We start from the raw sequence: 22438 nt of genomic DNA, 5'->3' as shown, positions 1-22438 counted from the left end.
ACCATAGGCAGGCTCATGCGCAGCCCCTGCGAAAGCCGCCGCGGGCACCGGCTTTGACGGCGCGGGAAATCTCATGGTCCGTGTCGAAGGTGGTCAAAACGACAACGCGCGCGGAAGGATCCTGCTGTCGGATCTCGCCCATAGCCGCGATACCGTCGAGAACCGGCATACGCAGGTCGAGCAGCGCGACATCAGGATGCTGCTGCCGCCAGAAATCGACGGCATCGCGGCCGGTTGCGGCTTCCGCGACGACCAGCATGTCCGGCTGACGGCCGATGATTGCGGCCAAGCCTTCGCGCACCGTTACGTGGTCGTCGGGACCCGATACGCCGACAGAGCAAAATATCCTGCCGGCCGCATCTCCACCGGCGCGCCGATGCCACGAAGGCCGACCCGGAGCAGGATGAGATTTCTGACCCATCCGCCCGAATACGTCTTCGTTGCACAGCGAATTGCGCCGTCTGAGCCAAGGCATGCGATCTCGGGGACAGGCATGACCTCGAATCCGGGTCCGTTCCAAATCTCTATATTTTGCGGCATCCGCAACTGTGAAAGGCCCGTCCGTCAAAGCAAATTACGGTAGCCGCACAATCCTCCGATCCGGCTCGCGGACTCCTCAATATGAAATATATTTCATTATATGAATTTTATTGACAAGCCTCGTCTGGATTGCAATGGTTCCGTTTGTCGGGCTTCAGGAGGAGGTTCGGCGTCAATCAATCCACATGGCGGCGCGCCTTGAGCGCACGCGATAGTCGTTGAGGATGGCTTTGGCCAAGGGAGGAAACTTGCGCAAATTTTTGAGCACGCTCGCAATCGCGGCGGCTGCGTCGACCTGTTTGGGTTCGGCCCAGGCGCTTTCCGAAACCGTCAACCCGTTCAAGTGCGAACCGGGCGAGAAATACGTCATGAACGTCATGGTCTCGGGTGTCGAATACTGGTTCCCGGTCTATGAGATGTTCAAGCAAGCCGGCCAGCAGTTCGGCTGCGAAACCGAATATACCGGCACGCCGGAATATGACGTCAACAAGCAGATCGCCACTTTCGATCAAGCCCTGGCGCAGAGGCCGGCCGGCATCCTGGTTCATCCAATGAACTCCGACCCGTTCATCGAGCCGATCAACCGCGCCATCGAACAGGGCACCGCCGTCGTCACTTTCGCGGCCGATTCACCCAACTCCAAGCGCGTTTCCTACATCACCTCCGACAACAACGCGGAGGGTACCTACGCCGCCGACGCCGTCGCCAAGGCGATGGACGGCAAGGGCGAGTACGCGGTGCTGGAAAATCCCGGCCAGGACAATCACGACAAACGCGTCAACGCCTTCGTCGCTCGCATGGAGGCGAAATGGCCCGAGATGAAGTTGGTCGGCCGTGCTGCGTCCAACCAGGATCCGACCAAGGCCTACCAGGCCGTGCTTAGCCTCGCCCAGGCGCATCCCGATCTCGGCGCGGTGTTCATGCCCGAGGCCAACTCGGCCATCGGCGCGGCGCAGGCGGCCAAGGAAGGTGGCGGCAAGATCCGCGTCATGCTGGCCGACGTGAACGCCAAGATCCTCGATATGATCAAGGCCGGCGAGATCTTTGGTTCGGTCAACCCCAATCAGGGCATGCAGGGCTATATGGGTTTCATGCTGCTCTGGCTTGCCAAGCACCCAGACCTGATCGACCCAATGAACGACGCCAAGCGTTCGGGTTTCAATCCGATGGCCGTGCCCTTCGTCGACAATGGCTTCTCCATCGTCACCAAGGACAATGCCGACGACTTCTACTGGGACAAATACCTGACGCGTCGCGGCACCAAAGGCATCGAGGAATAGTCTCGAGTTTTCCCACCCGCCGATTGGCCGGGATCGACAAACCGGAAGGGGGAAAATCCCCCTCCACCCCGCAGCGCCCATCGCAGGAGCATGGCGTGACCGCAACGCCCATTCTCGACATACGCGGCCTATCCAAGGCATTCGGCCCGGTCAAGGCATTGAGCGATGTGCGGTTCGAACTGCGGCGCGGCGAAATCCACGCATTGTGCGGTGAAAACGGCGCCGGCAAGTCGACGCTGATGAACATGATCGCCGGCGTCCTGCAGCCCGACGCCGGCGAGATCCGCATCGACGGCGCCCCTGTCTGGATTGCCTCGCCGGCAGCGGCACAGCGTCTCGGCATCGCGCTCGTCCATCAGGAGATCGCGCTGTGCCAGGACGCCACCGTTGCTGAGAACATCTATATGTCGGCGATCAACAGCCGGCGCGCGCCGTTGATGAACTACGGCAGGCTCTATGCCGATGCGCAGAAGGTGATGGATCTATTGGCGCCCATCCCGGTGCGCACCAGGGTCGCCGATCTCTCCATCTCCAACCAGCAACTGGTCGAGATTGCCAAGGCGCTAACGCTCGACTGCAACGTGCTGATGCTCGACGAGCCCACCGCGGCGCTGACCGCAAGCGAGGCGCAACGACTGTTCTCGATCGTGCGCGGGCTCAGGCAGCGCGGCATTTCCGTGGTCTATATCAGCCACCGCATGGCCGAGATCTTTTCGCTGTGCGACCGCGTCACTGTCTTTCGCGACGGCCAGTATGTTGCAACCGATCCGATCGAGGCCACTTCGCCGGACGAAGTGGTGCGAAAGATGGTCGGGCGCGAGATTACCCAGCTCTATCCCGATAAGCTGTCGTCGCAGGATATCGGGCGTCCGCTGCTGTCCGTGCAAGGTCTTTCCGATGGCAAACGCTTCGCCAATGTCGGTCTGCAGCTTCGCGCTGGTGAAATTCTCGGCATCGGCGGACTGATCGGCGCCGGTCGCAGCGAGATCGCGCAAACTATCTGCGGGCTGAGGCTGGCGACCGCCGGAATCGTCGAGCTCGACGGCACACCCCTGCGCATCCGCCGCTATAGCGACGCCGTCAGGGCGGGCCTTGTCTACCTGTCGGAAGACCGCAAGGGATCGGGCGTGTTCCTCGACATGCCGATCGCCGCCAACATCTCGGCCCTCGATCTCGGCAAGTTGACAGGCGCGCTCGGCCTGCTCGACCGCAGGGCGGAAGCTCGGCAGGCAGGCGAGCTGGCCACGCGGCTCGGCGTGCGCATGGCCGGCATCGATGCCGCCGTGTCGACGCTGAGCGGCGGCAACCAGCAGAAGGTGGCGATCGCCAGGCAATTGTCGATCGATCCCAAGGTCATCATCATGGACGAGCCGACTCGCGGAATCGATGTCGGCGCCAAGGTCGAGATCCATCGATTGCTGCGCCAGCTCGCCGGCAAGGGTGTCGGCATCATCATCATCTCGTCGGAGCTGCCGGAACTGATCGGCCTGTGCGACCGCGTCATGGTGGTGCGCGAAGGCAGGATCGCCGGCGAACTCGCCGCTGACGAGCTTGGCGAGGAAGCCATCATCATGCTGGCTTCGGGCATCCAACAAACCTCAACGCAGCAAGAGGCCCAGAATGTCGCCTAGGCAAGCCGGAGAAGCCCTCATGCAGGCCGAACTCAAGCCAGCCGGCAAGACACGGCGGATCAATTTCGCCCGCCTCGCCTCGATGCGCGAAGCAGGCCTGATCGTCATCATCCTGGCGCTCTGCATCGCCATGAGTTTTGCCTCCCCGTATTTCCTGACCTGGGGCAACATCCGCGCCATGTTGATGAGCTTCTCCATCGAGGGCATCGTCGTGGTCGGCATGACCATCCTGCTGATCGTCGGCGGCATCGACCTTTCAGTCGGCTCGGTGGTGTGCTTCTCTATGGTGGTGTCGGGGGCGCTGTTCCTCGCCGGGCTAGACCCGTGGACCGCCTCCCTGATCGGCATCGCCGTCAGCGCACTCATAGGGGCGGTGATGGGCTTCTTCGTCACCGTGATCGGGCTGAACCACTTCATCACCTCGCTCGCCGCGATGGTCATCGTACGCGGCATGTGCCTGGTCATCACCAAGGGCACGCCGCTGTCGCTGTTCACGCTGCCACCGTCCTTCAAGGCCATCGGCCAGAGCAGCTTCCGTGATATCCCCTATGTGATCCTGATCTTCATCGTCGTGGTGGCCATCTTCGATTTCCTGCTGCGTCGCGCTACCGCCTTCCGCAAGGTCTTCTACACCGGCTCCAACGAGACGGCGGCGCAGTTCTCGGGCATCAGGACTGCCCAGGTCAAATTCTGGGTGACAGTGCTGTGCTCGACGCTGGCCGGCTTGGCGGGCGTCATCTACATGGCCCGCTTCGGCGCTGCGACGCCGACCTTCGGCGCCGGGATGGAACTCAACATCATCGCCGCGGCGGTGATCGGCGGCGCTTCGCTCAATGGCGGGTCAGGTACCATCTTCGGCGCCATCCTCGGCATGGCGCTGCTTTCGGTGGTCACCAGTTCGCTGATCCTGCTCAACGTCTCGGTCTATTGGCAGGATATGATCAAGGGTTGCATTCTGCTCGCGGCGGTGTCGATCGATCACTTCCTTCATCGCAAGAAGTCCTGAGCCCACAGAAGAGCCCTCAAAAGCGCGACGAGCGAAACCATGGCCCCTCCCAACACCCGCGACGACATAACGACCGTCAGACAGATGCACCGGGCGCTCGTCCTTCATTATGTCGAGGGCAGGACCCAGGCAGAGATCGCCGGCGAGCTCGGCATCTCGCATGCCACCGTCAACCGGCTGATCAAGCGCGGCCGCCAGCTTGGCCTCGTCGAGATCAGGATCAGGTCGCCGATCGATCATCTCGTCGACATCGAGGCACGGCTTGCAGCGCTTGGCGGCATCGAACGCGCCGTTGTCGTGCCGTCGGTCTCGGATAATCCGCAGACCGCACTGCAGCGTGTGGGCGAGGCGGCGGCAAGCCTGCTGCTCGACACCATCAAGGATGGCGACACCATTTCGATCACAGGCGGCAAAGGCGTCAGCGCCTTGGTTGCCGGCCTCAATCCGAGCCGCCACTACGACGTCGAAGTCGTTCCCGCGACCGGCCTCGTCCAAGGCAAGCACTATACCGACGTCAACCACGTCGCTTCGCTGATGGCCGACAAGCTGGGTGGAAGAGCCTACCAGATCCACGCGCCGCTCTTTGCCGACTCGCCGCAGCAGCGCGACATGCTAATGGGGGTCCGCTCAGTCGCTGATGTGTTTCGCAAGGCACGCGAAGCCGATGTGGCGGTGGTCGGCGTCGGCTCGATCCTGACCGACGATTCCAGCTACTACGACCTGCATCCGTCATCGAGCGCCGACCGCCGGGCCATTGAACGATCCGGTGCATCCGGCGAACTGCTCGCCCATCTCATCGATCGCTACGGCCGGCTCTGCGACTACACGCTCAACCGTTCGCTGGTCTCGCTGACGCTCGACGAATTCGCAACCATCCCGCGCTCGATCGGCATCGCCAGCGGCGCAGGCAAGGTCGCGCCGATTCTCAGCGCCATGCGCGGCGACCATCTCGACATCATCGTCACCGACGAGGCGACCAGCCTCCAGATTCTCGACCTTGCCGAACGGGAGGCAGCATGAGTTCCAAACAGTTCCAACGCCCCATCGGCAACTCCGGTGTCTCCGCATCGGCCGTTGGGCTTGGCACCTGGGCGATCGGCGGCTGGATGTGGGGCGGCACCGACGAACAGGCCTCGATCCGTGCTATCGAAACCTCGATCGATGCCGGCGTCAGTCTGATCGACACAGCCCCGGCTTATGGGCTGGGGCGCAGCGAGGAGATCGTCGGCCAGGCCATAAAGGGCAAGCGCGACCGAGTGGTGATTGCCACCAAATGCGGGCTCAACTGGCATTCCGGCAAGGGCAACCATTTCTTCGATCAGGGCGGCAAACCGGTCCACCGCTATCTCGGTGCCGACGGCATCGCCTATGAACTGGAGCAGAGCCTGCGCCGCCTCGGCACCGATCACGTCGACCTCTACATCACACATTGGCAGGACCCGACGACGCCAATCGCCGACACAATGGCGGCGCTGGAAAGGCTGAAGGCAGCCGGCAAGATCCGCGCCATCGGTGCCTCTAACCTCGGTGCGCATGATCTCGGGGACTACATAGCCGCTGGCCAGCTCGACGCCATCCAGGAGCGCTATTCGATGATCGACCGCGAGATCGAGGACGGCTTGCTGCCGATCGCCCGCAGCAACGGCGTCGCCACGCTCAGCTACTCCTCGCTGGCACTCGGCCTGCTCACCGGCGCAATCGACCCGGCGCGCCAATTCAGCGGCGACGATCAACGCAAGGACAATCCGCGCTTCTCCGCCGCCAACCGCCAAAGGGCCGCAAGGCTCAAACAGGCCATCGCCTCGATTGCGGAAGAGCACAAGGCATCGACGGCGCAGATCGTCATTGCCTGGACGCTGGCCCAGCCCGGCATCACCTTTGCCCTGTGCGGCGCGCGCAATGCCGAACAGGCGCTCGAAAATGCACACGCCGGCGAGATCGTGCTGGCACCCGGCGAGCTTGCCGCCATCGACGCGGCCATCGCCGCGCACCTGACGCCAATGGATGCCTGAGCGAAAGGCATAGTCCACATGAACCGCAACGATACACTCGCCGCTCTGCGCGAGCGGCCCGATATTGCCGTGCTCGTGATTGGCGGCGGCATCAACGGCATCAGCGTGTTTCGCGAACTGGCGCTGCAGGGCGTCGATGTGGTGCTGGCTGACAAGGGTGATTACTGCGGCGGCGCCAGTGCGGCCCTGTCGCGTATGGTGCATGGTGGCCTGCGCTATCTCGAGAATGGCGAGTTCAAGCTGGTGCGCGAGTCCCTGGCCGAGCGCGACCGGTTGCTGAAGAATGCGCCGCATTATGTCGCGCCGCTGCCGACAACGGTGCCGATCTTCGACATCTTTTCAGGCATCGCCAATGGCGCGGTCCGCTTTCTCGGCTTGACACGTCGGCCAAGCCGCCGCGGTGCGCTGGTCATCAAGGCCGGGCTCACTTTGTACGACCTCTTCACAGCGGCACGGCGGCTGATGCCGAGGCACCGGTTCCGAGGACGAGGCAAGACCTTGCAGACCTGGCCGGCAACAAATCCCTCGATCCGAAGCTCCGCCACCTATTATGACGCCTGGGTGAGCCACCCGGAACGCCTGGGGCTGGAGATGCTCATCGATGCCATGGCAGGCAGCGTATCGGCACTAGCCCTCAACTACGCTTCCGTCGGCTCAACCGAAGCCGGGCTCGTCCTCACCGACACGCTGACCGGCGAGACGCTGCCGCTGCGCCCACAACTGGTCGTCAACGCCACCGGCGGCTGGATCGACCTGACCAACAAGGCCATTGGCGCGGCAGCACCCAGGATGATCGGTGGCACCAAGGGATCGCATCTGATCGTCGACAACCGGGAGCTCCATGCAGCACTTGGCGGCCACATGGTCTATTACGAAAACGAGGATGGCCGTATCTGCATCCTGTTTCCATATCTCGGCAAGGTGCTGATCGGCTCGACCGATATCCGTGTCGACGATCCGGGCAAGGTGCGCTGCGAGGACGACGAGCGGGCCTACATCCTTCAGTCGCTCGCCTTCGTCTTCCCCTCGATAGCGATTGCGGAGAACGAGATCGTGTTTCGCTTCTCCGGCGTCCGCCCGCTGCCAGCCAGCAGCGACAGTTTCACCGGCCGTATCCCGCGCGATCATTTCTGCGAGTTCGTCGAGCCCGTCTCCCACCTGCCGGCCACGCTTTGCATGATCGGCGGCAAGTGGACGACCTTCCGCTCGTTCGGGGCCATGGCCGCCGACATGGCGCTCGAGCGACTCGGCTTGACCCGCAAGACGAGCACCGAGGACCTCGCAATCGGCGGCGGCCGCAATTTCCCGGCCGATCCGGAGAACTGGTGCACCGCCTTGGCGACGAAGTACGAGCTGAGCATCGAGCGGGCGCGCGTTCTGTTCGAGCGCTACGGCACCTCGGCGGAGAATTTCGCCGCGCACTTCACGACGCGCGAAATGCTGCCGCAATCCGAATATTTCGCTGGCGAGCTGCATTTCATGATCGAACGTGAGCAGGTCGAGTGCCTCGCCGACCTGTTCCTGCGGCGCACCACCATTGCCATCACCGGTGGCCTGAACCTCGCCCTCATCGATGCGGCGCTGGCTTTGCTGGCGGCGCACAAAGGCTGGGACACTGCCCGGACGGACGCCGAGCGCACAGCCTTCCTGACGCTGCTCGAATACCAGCATGGCGTCAGCTTTTCAGATATCTCCAAAGCCAATGACAAAAGGAGCGCACTATGCGCGTGAACAGCAAAGCCCGCATGAACCGGTTGTTCGGCGGTGGCCGTTGCCTGGACGTCGCCATCGACCATGGCGTCTGCAACGAACCGAGTTTCCTGGCTGGGCTTGAAGACATGGCAGGTGTTGTTGCCCAACTGGTTGAGGCGGGGCCGGATGCCATCCAGATGAACTACGGCCAGGCCGACTTGCTGCAGGGGGTTCCCGGCAACGATAAGCCGGCGCTGGTGATGCGCATCGACATGGGCAATCCCTACAACAGGATACGCCACCGGGCGATGTGGGCGGTGCTGCAGAATGAGGCCGAGCCGCTGCTCGGCGCCATCGAGATGGACGCCGCCTGTGTCGTGGTCAATCTGTTCATGCTCCCCGACGAGCCGGACCTGTTCCGCCAATGCGTACAGAACATCGCGCGTGTTCGCGCCGACTGCGACAGGTATGGATTGCCGCTGATGATCGAGCCGTTGGCTATGTTGCCGGTCGCCGAGCATGGCGGCTACATGGTCGACGGTGACGCCGAAAAGATCGTGACCCTGACCCGGCTCGCGCGCGAGATGGGCGCCGACATCATCAAGGCCGACCCAACCACCGATCCCAATGACTTCCATCGCGTCGTTGAGGCGGCGCGCTGCCCCGTGCTGGTCCGCGGCGGCGGCAAGGACGATCTGCGCGCCGTGTTCGACAAGTCGGCCGCGCTGATAGCGCAAGGCGCCCTGGGCATGGTCTATGGCCGCAACATCTACCAGCATGCCAATCCGCGTGCCGTCGTGCGCGGGCTGATGGCGATCATCCACAATGACGCGGATGGCGCAGCCGCATGGGACCTGTACAAGCGGCAATGAAGGATGCCGAGGTATCGGGAGGAACCAATGGGTGACTACATTCTTGGCCTCGACGCGGGCAACACCGTCATCAAGGCCATCATCTTCGATATGGCCGGGCGCGAACTTGCCCTGGCGGCGCGCGACGGCCGCTCCTCCATGCCGAAGCCCGGTCATGTCGAGCGCGACCTGGGCGAACTTTGGCGCAATGCCGTCGATGTCATCGGCCAGTGCATCGAGCAGGCCGGCATCGACGCTGGTGACATCGTCGCCATCGGCTGCGCCGGGCATGGCAACGGCCTTTACGCGCTCGACCGCGACGGGGCGCCGCTGATCGGCATCCAGTCGCTCGACACGCGCGCGGTCGGCATCGTTGACGAATGGGCCGGGCAGAATGTCGGCGACCACACCTATAGGCATTGCCTGCAGCGGCCGTGGGCAGCACAGACGCCAACCTTGCTCGCATGGCTCAAACGGTTCGCGCCGGAGCTTTTCGCCAGGATTGGCACCGTGTTCCTGTGCAAGGATTTCGTCGTCAATCGGCTGACCGGTGCACGCTCCACCGACATGTCGGACATGTCCGGCTGCGGCCTGTTGCAGATGCCGGGTAGGCGTTACGAACATGAATTGCTGGACGCCTACGGACTTGGCGACTGCATGGCGATGCTCCCGCCGGCGCTGGAGTCCGCGCAGATCGCCGGCCACATCACCGGCGAGGTCGCTTGCCTGACCGGTCTGAGCGCCGGCACGCCCGTCATTGCCGGACTGTTCGATGTGGTCGCGAGCGCCATCGGCTCGGGCGTCACCCGCACCGGCGCGGCCTCGATCATCGCCGGCACCTGGAGCATCAACCAGGTCATAACAGACGAGCCGATCCGCGATCCCTCGATCTTCATGCTCTCGACATTCGACCCCCGGCGCTATCTGGCGATCGAATCCAGCGCCACCTCCGCCGCCAATCTGGAGTGGATCGTCCGCGAATTTCTCGAACACGCGGCTGGATCGGACAAATCGCCGTTCGAACTGTGCAGCGACCTCGTCGCTTCAGTCGACGCGGACGCCGACATCCCGATTTACCACCCTTTCCTCTACGGTTCGCAGCAGAACGGCAGTGCGCGTGCAGGCTTCTACGGCCTCGCCGGCTGGCATACGCGCGCTCACATGCTGCGCGCGCTGTTCGAAGGCGTTGCCTTCGAACACAAGCGCCATGTCGAAACCCTGCACAAGGCAGGCGCCGGATTCGACTCGGCAGTCTTGTCGGGCGGTGGTTCGCGCAGCCGTATCTGGCCGCAAATATTCGCCGACGTGCTCGGCGTTCCGATCACGGTCCCGCGCAGCCGCGAGACCGGAGCGCTGGGAGCAGCGATCGCGGCTGCCACCGCGATCGGGGCCTTTGCCGATTTCAGCGCCGGCGCTGCCGCCATGAGCGAGGCGGCACGGCGTTATGCTCCCAACCCCGCGGTTGTTCCCGCTTACGCGCAGCGCTATCGGCTCTATGGTGAAATCCAGAAGGCAATGACCCCAATCTGGCAACGCATGGCCGCCCGGCAGGCACGGCCATGACCGAAACTCCTCTGTCCTTCGGCGAGTTTGACTACGTCATCGTCGGCGCCGGCTCAGCCGGCTGCGTGCTTGCCAACCGGTTGTCCGCCGATCCCCGCAACCGCGTGCTGTTGATCGAGGCGGGCGGCAGTGATCGTTACCGCTGGGTCGATATCCCGATCGGCTATCTCTACTGCATGGGCAACCCGCGCACCGACTGGTTGATGAAGACCGAGCCGGAGGCAGGCCTCAATGGCCGCAGCCTCAACTATCCGCGCGGCAAGGTGCTTGGCGGCTGCTCGTCGATCAACGGCATGATCTACATGCGCGGCCAGGCGGCCGACTACGACGGCTGGCGCCAGGCCGGCAATGCCGGCTGGAGCTGGGAGGACGTGCTGCCTTATTTCCGCAAGTCGGAGGATTACCATGGCGGGGCCGGCACCATGCATGGCGCCGGCGGCGAATGGCGCATCGAACGCCAGCGCCTGTCCTGGCCGATCCTCGATGCTTTCCGTGATGCCGCCGAAGAGCTTGGCATTGCACGCACCGACGACTTCAACACCGGTACCAATGAGGGCTCCGGCTACTTCGAAGTCAACCAGAAGAGGGGCGTGCGCTGGAACACCTCCAAGGCATTCCTGCGCGGCATCGCCGGCCGCTGCAACCTGCTTGTGGTGACGGGAGCGGAAGCGGACCGTCTCAGCTTCGAGGGAAGACGCGTTACCGGCCTTATCTTCCGCCGGAATAACCGCCTGCACAAGGTAAAGGCCGGGCAGACTATTCTCGCGGCCGGCGCCATCAACTCGCCGAAGCTGCTGGAACTTTCCGGCGTCGGCCGGCCAGACCTGCTTTCGAGCCTCGGAATCGATGTTCGCCATGCCTTGTGCGGCGTAGGCGAGAATCTGCAGGACCATCTGCAACTGCGCACCGTGTTCAAGGTGACCGGCGCCCTCACGCTCAACCAGCGCTACCACAATCTGGCCAGCCGCGCCGCGATGGGGTTCGAATACGCACTGAGGCGTTCCGGTCCGCTGTCGATGGCGCCGAGCCAGCTCGGCATTTTCGCCAAAAGCGATTCGCGTCTCGAGACACCCGATCTCGAATACCATGTGCAGCCTTTGAGCACGGATCGCCTGGGCGAGCCGCTGCATCGCTTTCCGGCCGTGACGGTGTCGGTCTGCAACCTGCGGCCGGAAAGCCGCGGCACCGTGCATATGGGATCATCCGATGCGCGCCAGGCGGCGAGGATCCAGCCGAACTATCTCTCCACTGAGGGAGATCGCAACGTTGCCGTCGCGTCGCTGCGCCATGCCCGCAGTTTGATGAAGACAAAGGCCGTGGCACGGTTCGCGCCGGAAGAGATGCTGCCCGGCACCCAGTATGACAGCGATGAAGACCTCATACGCAAGGCTGGTGATATTGCCACGACAATCTTCCACCCCGTCGGCACTTGCAAAATGGGCTCCGACAGGACGTCGGTGGTTGACGATCGCCTGCGCGTGCATGGGCTAGGCGGGCTGCGCGTGGTCGACGCCTCGATCATGCCGACCATCGTATCGGGCAATACCAATTCGCCGGTTATCATGATCGCCGAGAAGGCGGCGGAGATGATCCTGAAGGATAGTCGTCAATAGTGTCGTGATACCCAAAGTCCTGGACGCCTCGGCATATTGTGAGCACGTCGCGCTCCATGGCGACGACCTGACCGTATTGCTTTCGCAGTCTGTCGAAGGCCAAGGTCATTTCCCGCCATCGATCCGCTCAGAGTGTAGCTTGTGCCTGCGACGTGCATCCAGATTGGCTGTGGTTCCTGGGAGGTCTTCGTACTTTCTGTCTCGCGCCGCCGGCCGAAATGGGCGCGCTTGTGAGAGAAGTTGGGATGTCGGAATCCGTTTTGGCACAGCTTGGGTTGAGGTGAACGTCTGCTCTGCCTGAAGAAGGACGTTTGTGGCTCCACCGTCTGCTTTGCGCCAGCTTGAGCCTGCGATCTGTTAAAGTTGGACCAGGCCGCGCCGGCTGGCGACGGCGATCGCTTCGGTCCGGCTTAAGACATTGAGCTTCGTGAAGATGCTGCGCAGATGCGATTTCACAGTCGTCTCGCTGATGTGCAGGCTGAGGCCGATTTCCCTGTTGCCCTTGCCCTGCGCCAGCAGGGTCAGCACGTGCATCTCTCGGCCGCTGAGTTCTTCGCTGCTGACGGCGGCCGCAAGCTTTGCCACCAGCAGCGACGGGATGCAGGTTTCACCTGCATGAACCTTGCGGATGCAGTCGAGCAGATCTTCCCGCTGAGCGTCCTTAAGCAGGTAGCCGCGGGCACCGGCTTTGACGGCGCGGGAAATCTCATGGTCCGTGTCGAAGGTGGTCAAAACGACAACGCGCGCGGAAGGATCCTGCTGTCGGATCTCGCCCATAGCCGCGATACCGTCGAGAACCGGCATACGCAGGTCGAGCAGCGCGACATCAGGATGCTGCTGTCGCCAGAAATCGACGGCATCGCGGCCGGTTGCGGCTTCCGCGACGACCAGCATGTCCGGCTGACGGCCGATGATTGCGGCCAAGCCTTCGCGTACCGTTACGTGGTCGTCGGCAACCAGAACCCTGATCTTGTCGGATGGCGTTTTTTCGGGCGCAACGCTCATGACGTTCAAGCCTCCTGCGAGGGCAATGTGATGCGCACGGCCGTGCCCTTTGCCGGCGAGCTTTGAACAACAAGCTGACCGCCTATTCTTTCGACACGCTCCCTGATTCCGAGCAAGCCGTATCCATCATTCTTGCTCGAAGGATCAAAGCCGCGTCCGTCATCGATCAGATCGAGGCAGACTTCTCCCGGCAGAAAAATCAGCTTGGCGGTAACGAGTTTCGCCTGTGCATGGCGCAAGGCGTTGGTAAGAATCTCCTGACCGATACGAAACAGATTCTCTTCCGAATCCGGAGGCAGCGGTCGCGGTGCGCCAAGCACCGCGAACTCCAATTTCAGGCTGGTTCCTGCCGTCATCTTCGTGAACAGCTCGGCCAGCGCTGCGCTGAGATTGCTGTCATCCAACGCCTGCGGACGCAGTGCATGTACGGAACGCCGGGCTTCGTTGAGACTTTCGCGAGCTAGGCGACGGGCGCGGTCCAGATGCTCTCCAGCTTCGCTTGAAAGCCCCCGCAGGTTTGCATCCTCGGCAGCTTCCAGCTGCACGATCACGCCCGTAAGCCCTTGGGCAAGAGTGTCGTGTATGTCGCGAGCGATGCGATTGCGTTCTGCGATCACGGCCGTTTCGCGTGTCTGAGCGGAAAGGCGCGCGAACTGGATCATCAGCATCACTTGGTTGGCCAGCGCCTGAGCAAGGTCCAGTCCCTCGGTGCCAAACATCCGTTTCTCGACGAAGCGAAGACCGATCGCCCCTTCAAGGTGGCCGGCAGCGAACATTGGCACTAGCAGCACGGTGATGATGCCCATCGGCAGCAGACGGTCGCGCAGAGAAAAGGCTGGAACGGTGCGGATGTCTTCGATGAGGCTGGGTTTTCCGGTACGGAAGACCTCCGGCCACGGCCAGCGCTCTTCCATCGGCAGCCACTTGTCCATCCCGGCAAACCGCGGATCGGCACTGGTTACCACCCGGCCCTCTTCGAAGGCCATCTCGATGCCTATCATTCCACTGCCTGGATCCCGTCGCCAGACGCTGATGCTATGCGCACCGAATTGCTCGGTGATGATGCGCAGCCCGTGTTCCACCAACTTATCGGCGGCGGGTTCCATCGCCAGCGCATCGAGCGTGCTCTTGAGTGCCTCGACCTGGCCGCGCGACAGATTTTCTGAAGCACTGAGCGCCTGCTCGACGCGTTTGCGCTCTTCGATGTCCGTGTTCGTGCCGTACCACCTGATCACCATGCCCGACTCGTCGAGCAGCGGCGCGCAGCGCAACAAAAACCATCGATATGCGCCATCGAATCGGCGCATCCGCGCTTCATGCTCGTCCGGACGTGCCGATTTGATGATCTCGCCCCAATGTTCCACCAGGCCGGGGAGGTCTTCCGGGTGGATGACGCTTGCCCAGTTCCAGCCCAACCCCTCTTCCATGGTGAGCCCGGTATAGGCGCACCATTGGCTGTTCAGAAACTCGACCGAACCGTCCGCACGGCCGAACCAGATCAATCCGGGTGTCGTGTCGGTGGCGAGCCGGAAGCTCGCCTCCCACTGTCGCCGGTCCGCATAGATGCGAAGAGTTTCGTTCTCTTCAGTGAGCCGGGCTGAAAGCATCTGGCTGGCTTCGAGGTCACTCCTCGAGCGGGCCAGTTCTTGCTCGAGCAGTTTCAGCGTCGCGCCCGCGTCGTCAGCTGTTCCCCTGCCTGTATCCATGACGCTTCCTTGACTGTGTGAAAGCAGCCTATCACCCCCGGTTTCGCCCGGAACGAAAAATCGTGCGCGGGCAGCGGCGGCGCAAGAAAAGCGCCCCGACCGCCATCCACTGGCAAAGGCTCGCCGCGACACCGCCGATCAGGAACAGCGGAATGGCTGCTTGAGGACGACTGCGCAGCGTGGCTCTCCCGCTGCGGTACTGTACCCATGGCATCCCGGGCCATCGCGGTTGGCACACAAGATTTACGGCGAATCTGCCCGACGCAAACCCGAATGCTGAGCTTCCTGGCGATTTGCGACCGAGACGATCCAGGCGCGGAGCTCCGCGCCATGAGGCTTTTGCAACGCCGAGCGATCCCAGGCGAGGAAATACGGGTGGGGCAAACGGAGCGGCAGGTTGAACGGCACCACCAGCCGGCCGGAGGAAATGTGATCCCTGGTCATTGATAATTGCGCCAGCACGAAGCCGCGGCCGTTAATGGCGGCGTCAATGGCCGCGCTCGACAGCGAAAATGCAACCTCGCCCGATGTTGTGCGATATTTCGCGCCGATGCTTGCCGCCCACTCGCTCCAGGTTGGCGGCGAGCGATGGTCGCGTGCCCATTCGATTGCAAGCAGCGGCCTTTCGAGGATGTCGACCGGCTTGCGCAGCGGCAATCGCTCCAGCAGCGCCGGCGAGCAGGCCGGCACGACCCAGTCGGTGAACAGTTCGACATAGTGGCTGAAGGTCACCGCCATCCTCACCTTCCTGTCGGTGCTGATCGGTTTCAACCTCGGCCTGGGGCTGGCTATCATGCGCCTGTCGTCGAACAGGCTCGTTTCCGGCATCGCCAAAGGCTACAGCACGGTCTTTCGCGGCACGCCGCTGCTGGTGCAGATATTCCTTTTCTACTATGGCCTCGGCCAGCTCTCCTTCGTCAGGGACAACGCCGCGCTGTGGTGGGTGGTCAGCGACGGTGCGCGCTGCGCGGTGCTGGCGCTGGCGCTCAACACGGCTGCCTATACGTCCGAGATCCTGCGCGGCGGCCTGATGTCGGTGCCGGCGGGCCTCGTGGAGGCAGCGCAGGCCTGTGGCATGTCGCGCGCCTTGCGCTTCCGTCGCATAGAGTTTCCGCTCGCCATTCGCCAGGCATTGCCGGCCTATGGCAATGAACTGGTGCTGACGCTGAAGGGCACCAGCCTTGCATCGACGATCACGGTCCTGGAAGTCACGGGTTACGCCAAGCGGCTGATGAGCCAGACCTTCGCGGTGTTCGAGATATTCGCCATTGCGGGCGCACTCTATCTGGCGACCAATCTTCTGCTGATCACCTTGGTGCGCGTGCTGGAGCGCCACCTCAATCGCCACCAGACACGATAAAGAGATGATAGTGAAGGCAGTTGCTGGGGCTTCGAATAGCACCACGCAACCGTATCGCCGCCTCTGCGGAGGAACATTGCATGCGGTATCGTTCTCGATAGGGTCCTCTCGTCGCGACGGACCCATACGGTGCTCCTCGCCGGGGCCATCGGTCCCGCGTCCCGCCATTGGCGGCGCTATGCTGGCGCTCCTTCGGCTGCTTTCTTTTCCGGTCTACCTCTACGGACCTTCGGAACTTCAATGCGAACTGCAAATCCCAATAGGCTTCCCTGCAAAAGTAGAATGGCTCCGGAGTCGACATTCAAGGAGGACGTCTCTATATACCGCCTGCCTTTGGCGATGGCTGGGTGCGTTTTGCGATACCCATTGTGATGCAAATTCGCTGTCAAAAGAAGAAAAATAGAGCAAAAACAATAACTAATGTAGCGTAGCGATCCCAGCCAACGGTACCACATTCCTCAACGATCTGAACGTGCACCCTGAACCCTTCCACTCCTTCGGCTCTGCGGACCATGGGCAAGATGTCTTGTCCCACAGGCAAGATGTCTTGCCGGTCGAGGCCGACTCGGCTCGAATGGGGTATGCATCCTTTGCGGGGGTGCGGACGTTCATGGCTACCAACCGGCTTAGCCGCTAGGGAAGAAGCAGTATGAGTGAACATGCGATCGAGTTCTTGCGCGGATGGATTGGCGAGAAAGTCCAATGCCAGCATTCGCCGATCAAGATCGAGCAGGCCGAGACCCTCGCCAAGGAGTGCTGTGCCAAGGCCGCCGAGGCAGGCATTCTCCTGGAGGACATCCAGGAAGAGGTCGGCGACATCCAGGAACTGATCGCATCGCGCCTCGAGGAAGCCGCCGAAGAGAGCACCGGCGCAACGGAGCCGGACAAGCCGGCGGAGTAGAAACGCCAGCCCCGGCACAGGCCGGCAGGCGGTATTCTCAGAGCAATTCCAGGAAAAGTGCGGGCGGTTTTCCGTCCGGAATTGCGTAAAAACAAAGAGATAGGGCGTTTGGCCGTTTCCGTGAAACGGTGAAACGCACTAATGCATGTCGCGCCGAACCGGATTCAGGCGACGCGCTTTAAGTCTTTGTTTTGATGCATGTCGTTGTCCCAGAACCGCTGCACACTTCTGGGCGGCATGCATTAGCCGAACGTCTCCTTCAGCCAGGCCTTCGGCAGCGCCGGCACGAAATTTCCGTCGCGTCCCGTCATATCCTCGTTGGCGACCAATGCATTGAGGATCGCCTCCTCGACACCTTGCACGACCGCGTCGAAGAACGGGTCGATGTCGACGTCCGGAATGAACTCCGCGCGTCCGATATTGCCCGAGGCCCCGAGCGCCGCTTCCGGATTGGCGGTCGAGAACGCCAGAAAGATATCGCCCGAGCTGTGGTAGCCATAGCCGCCGGTCATGGCGATGCCGAGCGGCACCCGCCTGGCCAGCCGCTTCATCTGATGCGGCAGGAAAGGCGCGTCGGTGGCGACGATTGCGATGATCGAGCCCTTTTCGGCGCGCGGCGTGCCTTCGCGGATCGCCGGCTTGGTGAGTTCCGGCCCGACGCGCCGGCCGCGAAGGGTGAAATTGTGCCTTTTGCCGAAATTCGCCTGCACGAACACGCCGAGCGCATAACGCCTGTCCTGCCATTCGATGATGCGCGAGGCTGTACCGGATCCGGCCTTGAAGCCGAACGAGATCATGCCGGTGCCGCCGCCGACACTGCCTTCCTCGATGGCGCCGCCTGTCGCGCCGTCGAGCGCGGCGGCGACGTGGTCGAAGCCTACATGATGGCCATTGATGTCGTTGAGGAAGCCGTCATAGGTCTCGGCCGCCACCGGCAGGCCCCAGCCGCTGTCGAGTGCGGCCGGCAATACTTTGTGCATCCAGCGCAGCGTGCCGTCGCGGGTCACGCCGCAGGAATGCGTGTTGGTGATGGTGACCGGGAAATTGAAGGCGCCGGTCTCCTCGATGATGTGCGTGCCGGTCAGCTCGCCATTGCCGTTCTGGCTGAACACGCCGGCAAATACCGGCGTCGCGAGATCAGCGGTCGGCCTTGGCAGGATCGCGGTCACGCCGGTGCGCACCGGACCGTTGCCGACCTGCAGGGGACCGTCGCCTGAAATCAGCGTCGTGTAGCCCACCGACACGCCCGGTACGTCGGTGATGGCGTTGAAGCGGCCAGCCGTGCCATCGAGGGCGACGCCGAAGGCACGCAGGCGCGGCTTGCGCGAAGGCGTGTGAAGGTGCGGGTCGTGGTTGCTCATGCGATCCTCAGAACAACGAACCCTGATTGCCTGGCTCCTTGGCTTTCGCGGGCGACTTCGCGGCCAGCTTCGGCCGCGCGCCGCCGCCGGCGGCGATGGCCTCGGCGGTGCCGTCGGCGAATTCCAGCTGCAGCGACGCGCCCGGCGCCAGTTCCGCGACCCGCTTGATGACGGCGCCGTCGGCGTCCTTGACCAGCGCGAAGCCACGCGCCAGAACGGCCTTATGTGACAGCGTGGATAACAGCCGGTCGGCCTGTGTCAGCGCTGCGCGCAGCCGATCGAGACGCCGCGCCATCGCCTGATCCTGCCTGCGCGACAGTCCCGTCAGCGCGTCGGTCTGCTGCTTCTGGCGCCGGACGATCGGCGCCGGCGACAGTCTTGCCGCCGTGCGTTTGTAGCGCGCGCGCCGTTCGCGCACGATGGCAAAGAATGCGGCCCGCGCCCGGGCAATATCACGGCCGGTCAGCGTGCGCGCTTCGTTGAGTCGCCTCGAAAGCGTGGCCGGCGTCAGCCTTTGCCGCTCCAGCGTTGCCCGCTTGCGCTCGATATTCACCGTCAGCCCGCGGCCGAGGCGGCTGGTCGCATCGTCGAAACGACGGCGCGGCAGCGCCAGCAACTGGTCGGGTGAAGGGAGCGCGCGCGCCGCGGCACGCACCGCCTGGCGCTTGCGCTCCAGATGCCGCGAGAGACACGCGTTGAGCCGCGCGCCAAGGCTCGCCAGGGTGGCCTCCAGGTCCGCCCTGACCGGCACGGCCATCTCGGCCGCGCCCGTCGGCGTCGGCGCGCGCATGTCGGCGACGAAGTCAATCAGAGTCGTATCGGTCTCGTGGCCGACGGCGGAGATCACCGGGATGTCCGAGGCGACAACGGCGCGTGCCAGCCCTTCGTCGTTGAAGCCCCAGAGGTCTTCGAGGCTGCCGCCGCCGCGCGCCACGATCAGAACGTCGGGCCGGCGGATGGGGCCGTCCGAGGTCAGCGCATTGAAGCCGTTGACGGCTGCCGTCACTTCCCTGGCCGTGGTCTCGCCCTGGACCCTGACCGGCCAGACCAGCACAGCGAGCGGAAACCGGTCCTTGATGCGATGGATAATGTCGCGGATCACGGAGCCGGTCGGCGAGGTGACGACGCCGATGACTTGAGGCATGAACGGCAGCCGCCGCTTCCGGCTTGCTTCGAACAGGCCTTCGGCCTGCAGCCGGCGCTTGCGTTCTTCGAGCAGCGCCATCAGCGCGCCGGCGCCCGCCGGCTCCAGATTGTCGATGACGATCTGGTAGTTGGATTTGCCGGGGTAGGTTGTCAGCTTGCCGCTGGCGATCACCTCCATGCCTTCCTCGGGGCGGAACTTCAGCCGCGCCATGGTGGTCTTCCACACCACGGCATCGATCCGCGCGCGGTCGTCCTTCAACGCGAAGTAAGCATGGCCGGACGAATGCGGGCCGCGATAGCCGGAAATCTCGCCGCGCACCCGCACATTGCCGAAGGCGTCCTCGACAGTGCGCTTCAACGCGCCGGAAATCTCGCTCACCGTGTATTCAGTGGCGTTGCTGCGTGATTCGGTTGCTGTTTCACTCATCGCCCGATTGGGGAACGCTTATCGGCTCGCGTCAAGCACGGAGAAACCTCGCTAATATTATAACGCGATCTTAAGCCCGATTTGCTTTGACTGGCGGCAGGAAAGCCGGCCAGGAACGTGATGAGCGCACGCCACAACAGCAGCCCGTTGACGCACCAGGTCACGCTGACCGTGCTGACGCTCGCCGCTTTCGCGTTGGCCATGGTCGTCGGCTTTGGCTTCTACGCCGCAGCCCAGGTCGACGATACCTCGCTCGAACGGCAAAAGATATTCATCGCCGATGGCTTGAAGAACCAGGTTGCGGCGGTCCAGCGAGAGCAGGAAAGCGTCACCGTCTGGGATGACTCCGTCACCAATGTGAAAGCCGGCAACGAGGCCTGGATCGAGGAGAACCTCAGCGTCTGGTTCTATACCTACTACGGCCACAACCGGGTCTACATACTTGATGCCGCGGACCGTCCAATCCACGCAATGCAGGAAGGCAAGGTGGTTGATCCGTCGGCCTATGACGCCGACAAGCCGGAGATATTCCCCACCATCGAGAAACTGCGCGGCATGCTCGTTCAGCCGCCGAAGCTCGATGCCACCGACCAGCCGGCCAAAATGGTGGCTGAGGATCTGGTGTCGCTCGGCGGCCGGCCGGCTATTCTCAGCGTCATGCCGCTGGTGCCGAGCACGGATCGGCTCAAGCAGGAGCCCGGCAGCGAATATCTGCATGTGTCTGTCGAGTTCATCAACGATGCCGTCATCGGCAAGATCGCCGAAAAATACCTGCTCGACGGCGCCCATCTGCTGCCGTTCTCGGCACCAGTCGGTGCGGCGGCCGTTGCGCTGCTCAATTCTCACGGTGTCATCCTTGGCTATATCGGCTGGAACCAGGAACGGCCTGGTCTAACCTTGGTTCGCAAGACCGCCCCGGCGCTGGCAATCGCGCTGCTTCTGGCAGGAGGCGTCCTGGCCTTCTTGCTGCGGCGGCTTCGACGTGCCTCGGCCGCGTTGCAGACCAGCCAGGATGAGGCGCAATACCTCGCCTTCCACGATACGCTCACCGGTCTGCCCAACCGGGCGCTGTTTGAGGACCGCCTACGGCGCACGCTGCTGTTCGCCAGCCAGGACGGAACGCGGGTGGCGCTGCTTTACCTCGACCTCGATCGCTTCAAGCATATCAACGACACGCTCGGTCATCCGGCCGGCGACGAACTCGTGCGCCAGACGGCGGCGCGGCTCAAGCATACCATCCGCGAAGTCGATACCGTCGCGCGGCTCGGCGGCGACGAGTTCGCTATCATCCTGCTCGACGTTCCCGACGTTGGAAGCGCTGAGGATATCGCCGAAAGGCTGCTCTTGAAGCTGCGTGAGCCGTTCAGGCTGATCGACGACCAGGTCTTCGTCAGTGCCAGCATCGGCATCGCGCTGTCGTCCGGATCGGACACCGACGCGGATGACCTGCTGCGCAAGTCCGACATCGCGCTTTACGAGGCCAAGAAGAACGGCCGCGGCCGTTACCAGGTGTTCGCCGGCGACATGGACGATCTTTTGTTGCGTAAGCGCAAGGTCGAGGCGGAACTCCGCAAGGCGCTGGATGGCGACGGCGGCATAAAGCTCGCCTATCAGCCTGTCTTCGCGGTGGACGGCCGCAGGATTCTCGGCGCTGAAGCGCTGATCCGCTGGGGTCATGAGGTGCATGGCGCGCTGCCCGCCGGGCAATTCATCGCCATCGCCGAAGAACGCGGGCTGATCGGCGAACTCGGCAAATGGGCGCTGACCGAAGCCTGTCGCTTCGCGGTCACGACCGAACTGCCCTGGATCGCCGTCAACATCTCGCCCATGCAGTTGCGCGACGCCGGCTTTGCCGCGCAGGTCGCATCGGTCCTGAGCGAAACCGGGCTGGATCCGGCCCGACTGCAGCTGGAGACCACCGAGAGCGTGCTGCTGGAGCACAATGACACGATTGCTTCTGTTATCGCGGCCTTGCGTCAATCCGGCATCCGCATCGTTCTCGACGATTTCGGCACCGGCTATTCGTCGCTGAGCTATCTGCGCCGGCAGTCGATCGACAAGCTGAAGATCGACCGCTCCTTCGTGCGCCTGCTCGACGAGGATAAAAGTGCCGCCGCGGTCGTCAAGGCGCTGATCGAGTTGGCGCTGGCGCTGAAGGTCGAGGTCACCGCAGAAGGCGTCGAGACCAACGAGCAGAAGAGCCTGCTGGTCGGCATGGGATGCGACCAGCTGCAGGGCTATCTGCTGTCGCCGCCGCTGGAGCCCGGCCAATTGCTTGCACTGCCGGGTGTTTCGTCCGCCAACCAGGAACGTTCCGCCGCTCGCGCCTAGAGCGTTTTCACCG

19 protein-coding genes are annotated in these 22438 nt (G+C 63.1%); 12 read left to right on the top strand and 7 right to left on the bottom strand.

What is annotated here, in order from left to right; genetic code table 11:
* Positions 1-13: 13 nt before the first annotated feature.
* Entirely contained in the window at positions 14-259 is a 246-nt protein-coding gene (locus RFM98_RS31355; RefSeq protein WP_430682261.1) for a response regulator, read from the bottom strand.
* Positions 260-712: 453 nt separating this feature from the next.
* A complete protein-coding gene (locus RFM98_RS06475; protein WP_320308061.1) occupies positions 713-910 on the bottom strand; it encodes a hypothetical protein in 198 nt (65 codons plus the stop codon).
* On the opposite strand from RFM98_RS06475, the gene RFM98_RS06470 reads away from it, so the two are divergent.
* From RFM98_RS06470 to RFM98_RS06430, 9 genes are all read left to right on the top strand, one after another.
* Positions 816-1820 (top strand): substrate-binding domain-containing protein, encoded by a 1005-nt coding sequence (locus tag RFM98_RS06470; protein WP_430682265.1) that lies wholly within the window; start codon positions 816-818, stop codon positions 1818-1820. The genes RFM98_RS06475 and RFM98_RS06470 overlap by 95 nt on opposite strands.
* A gap of 95 nt (positions 1821-1915) precedes the next feature.
* Complete coding sequence (locus RFM98_RS06465; RefSeq protein WP_320308059.1) at positions 1916-3451, top strand: sugar ABC transporter ATP-binding protein; 1536 nt, start codon at positions 1916-1918, stop codon at positions 3449-3451.
* Between the two features lie 19 nt (positions 3452-3470).
* Positions 3471-4457 (top strand): ABC transporter permease, encoded by a 987-nt coding sequence (locus tag RFM98_RS06460; protein ID WP_320308058.1) that lies wholly within the window; start codon positions 3471-3473, stop codon positions 4455-4457.
* A 39-nt stretch (positions 4458-4496) separates the two neighbouring features.
* Positions 4497-5477, top strand: coding sequence for a sugar-binding transcriptional regulator (locus RFM98_RS06455; RefSeq protein WP_320308057.1), 981 nt, complete (start codon positions 4497-4499; stop codon positions 5475-5477).
* Positions 5474-6469, top strand: a complete 996-nt coding sequence (locus tag RFM98_RS06450; protein WP_320308056.1) for an aldo/keto reductase — start codon at positions 5474-5476, stop codon at positions 6467-6469. Before RFM98_RS06455 ends, RFM98_RS06450 begins: the two co-directional genes overlap by 4 nt.
* Positions 6470-6487: 18 nt before the next feature.
* Entirely contained in the window at positions 6488-8200 is a 1713-nt protein-coding gene (locus RFM98_RS06445) for a glycerol-3-phosphate dehydrogenase/oxidase (RefSeq protein ID WP_320308055.1), read from the top strand.
* A complete protein-coding gene (locus RFM98_RS06440) occupies positions 8191-9033 on the top strand; it encodes a class I fructose-bisphosphate aldolase (protein WP_320308054.1) in 843 nt (280 codons plus the stop codon). Before RFM98_RS06445 ends, RFM98_RS06440 begins: the two co-directional genes overlap by 10 nt.
* 27 nt (positions 9034-9060) lie before the next feature.
* On the top strand, positions 9061-10575 hold the full coding sequence (locus tag RFM98_RS06435; RefSeq protein WP_320308053.1) for an FGGY-family carbohydrate kinase: 1515 nt from the start codon (positions 9061-9063) through the stop codon (positions 10573-10575).
* The gene (locus RFM98_RS06430; RefSeq protein WP_320308052.1) at positions 10572-12188 is read left to right on the top strand and encodes a GMC family oxidoreductase; all 1617 of its coding nucleotides are present in this window, start codon (positions 10572-10574) and stop codon (positions 12186-12188) included. Before RFM98_RS06435 ends, RFM98_RS06430 begins: the two co-directional genes overlap by 4 nt.
* A 357-nt stretch (positions 12189-12545) precedes the next feature.
* Here RFM98_RS06430 and RFM98_RS06425 read toward each other — a convergent pair whose 3' ends face one another.
* From RFM98_RS06425 to RFM98_RS06415, 3 genes are all read right to left on the bottom strand, one after another.
* Positions 12546-13193 (bottom strand): response regulator, encoded by a 648-nt coding sequence (locus tag RFM98_RS06425; RefSeq protein WP_320308051.1) that lies wholly within the window; start codon positions 13191-13193, stop codon positions 12546-12548.
* A gap of 5 nt (positions 13194-13198) precedes the next feature.
* Complete coding sequence (locus tag RFM98_RS06420) at positions 13199-14899, bottom strand: sensor histidine kinase (RefSeq protein WP_320308050.1); 1701 nt, start codon at positions 14897-14899, stop codon at positions 13199-13201.
* Between the two features lie 243 nt (positions 14900-15142).
* Positions 15143-15637 (bottom strand): LysR substrate-binding domain-containing protein, encoded by a 495-nt coding sequence (locus RFM98_RS06415; protein WP_320308049.1) that lies wholly within the window; start codon positions 15635-15637, stop codon positions 15143-15145.
* On the opposite strand from RFM98_RS06415, the gene RFM98_RS06410 reads away from it, so the two are divergent.
* Both RFM98_RS06410 and RFM98_RS06405 read left to right on the top strand, forming a co-directional pair.
* On the top strand, positions 15621-16259 hold the full coding sequence (locus RFM98_RS06410) for an ABC transporter permease (protein WP_320308148.1): 639 nt from the start codon (positions 15621-15623) through the stop codon (positions 16257-16259). The two genes, RFM98_RS06415 and RFM98_RS06410, sit on opposite strands and share 17 nt — an antisense overlap.
* Before the next feature lie 649 nt (positions 16260-16908).
* On the top strand, positions 16909-17160 hold the full coding sequence (locus RFM98_RS06405; protein ID WP_320308048.1) for a hypothetical protein: 252 nt from the start codon (positions 16909-16911) through the stop codon (positions 17158-17160).
* A 242-nt stretch (positions 17161-17402) separates the two neighbouring features.
* Here the strand turns inward: RFM98_RS06405 and RFM98_RS06400 are convergent, their stop codons facing one another.
* Entirely contained in the window at positions 17403-18521 is a 1119-nt protein-coding gene (locus tag RFM98_RS06400) for a DmpA family aminopeptidase (RefSeq protein ID WP_320308047.1), read from the bottom strand.
* A gap of 7 nt (positions 18522-18528) precedes the next feature.
* Positions 18529-20094 carry an exodeoxyribonuclease VII large subunit gene (gene xseA, locus RFM98_RS06395; protein ID WP_320308046.1) on the bottom strand — a complete coding sequence of 522 codons (1566 nt, stop codon included), beginning with the start codon at positions 20092-20094 and terminating at the stop codon, positions 18529-18531.
* 120 nt (positions 20095-20214) lie between these two features.
* On the opposite strand from xseA, the gene RFM98_RS06390 reads away from it, so the two are divergent.
* On the top strand, positions 20215-22425 hold the full coding sequence (locus tag RFM98_RS06390) for a bifunctional diguanylate cyclase/phosphodiesterase (protein WP_320308045.1): 2211 nt from the start codon (positions 20215-20217) through the stop codon (positions 22423-22425).
* Positions 22426-22438 lie beyond the last annotated feature (13 nt).

The organism is Mesorhizobium australafricanum (genome assembly GCF_033977265.1).
GTDB lineage: Bacteria > Pseudomonadota > Alphaproteobacteria > Rhizobiales > Rhizobiaceae > Mesorhizobium > Mesorhizobium australafricanum.
The sequence above is the reverse complement of the archived record's forward strand: the minus strand, read 5'-3'. Positions and strand labels throughout refer to the sequence as shown.

Bases quoted from the DNA above. Each gene is read 5' to 3' on its own strand.
- RFM98_RS31355 (WP_430682261.1), bottom strand. From the start codon at position 259: ATGCTGGTCGTCGCGGAAGCCGCAACCGGCCGCGATGCCGTCGATTTC.
- RFM98_RS06445 (WP_320308055.1), top strand. From the start codon at position 6,488: ATGAACCGCAACGATACACTCGCCGCTCTGCGCGAGCGGCCCGATATT.
- RFM98_RS06440 (WP_320308054.1), top strand. From the start codon at position 8,191: ATGCGCGTGAACAGCAAAGCCCGCATGAACCGGTTGTTCGGCGGTGGC.
- RFM98_RS06415 (WP_320308049.1), bottom strand. From the start codon at position 15,637: ATGGCGGTGACCTTCAGCCACTATGTCGAACTGTTCACCGACTGGGTC.
- RFM98_RS06425 (WP_320308051.1), bottom strand. From the start codon at position 13,193: ATGAGCGTTGCGCCCGAAAAAACGCCATCCGACAAGATCAGGGTTCTG.
- RFM98_RS06460 (WP_320308058.1), top strand. From the start codon at position 3,471: ATGCAGGCCGAACTCAAGCCAGCCGGCAAGACACGGCGGATCAATTTC.
- RFM98_RS06420 (WP_320308050.1), bottom strand. From the start codon at position 14,899: ATGGATACAGGCAGGGGAACAGCTGACGACGCGGGCGCGACGCTGAAA.
- RFM98_RS06400 (WP_320308047.1), bottom strand. From the start codon at position 18,521: ATGAGCAACCACGACCCGCACCTTCACACGCCTTCGCGCAAGCCGCGC.
- RFM98_RS06430 (WP_320308052.1), top strand. From the start codon at position 10,572: ATGACCGAAACTCCTCTGTCCTTCGGCGAGTTTGACTACGTCATCGTC.
- RFM98_RS06435 (WP_320308053.1), top strand. From the start codon at position 9,061: ATGGGTGACTACATTCTTGGCCTCGACGCGGGCAACACCGTCATCAAG.
- RFM98_RS06390 (WP_320308045.1), top strand. From the start codon at position 20,215: ATGAGCGCACGCCACAACAGCAGCCCGTTGACGCACCAGGTCACGCTG.
- xseA (WP_320308046.1), bottom strand. From the start codon at position 20,094: ATGAGTGAAACAGCAACCGAATCACGCAGCAACGCCACTGAATACACG.
- RFM98_RS06405 (WP_320308048.1), top strand. From the start codon at position 16,909: ATGAGTGAACATGCGATCGAGTTCTTGCGCGGATGGATTGGCGAGAAA.
- RFM98_RS06455 (WP_320308057.1), top strand. From the start codon at position 4,497: ATGGCCCCTCCCAACACCCGCGACGACATAACGACCGTCAGACAGATG.
- RFM98_RS06475 (WP_320308061.1), bottom strand. From the start codon at position 910: ATGACGTATTTCTCGCCCGGTTCGCACTTGAACGGGTTGACGGTTTCG.
- RFM98_RS06450 (WP_320308056.1), top strand. From the start codon at position 5,474: ATGAGTTCCAAACAGTTCCAACGCCCCATCGGCAACTCCGGTGTCTCC.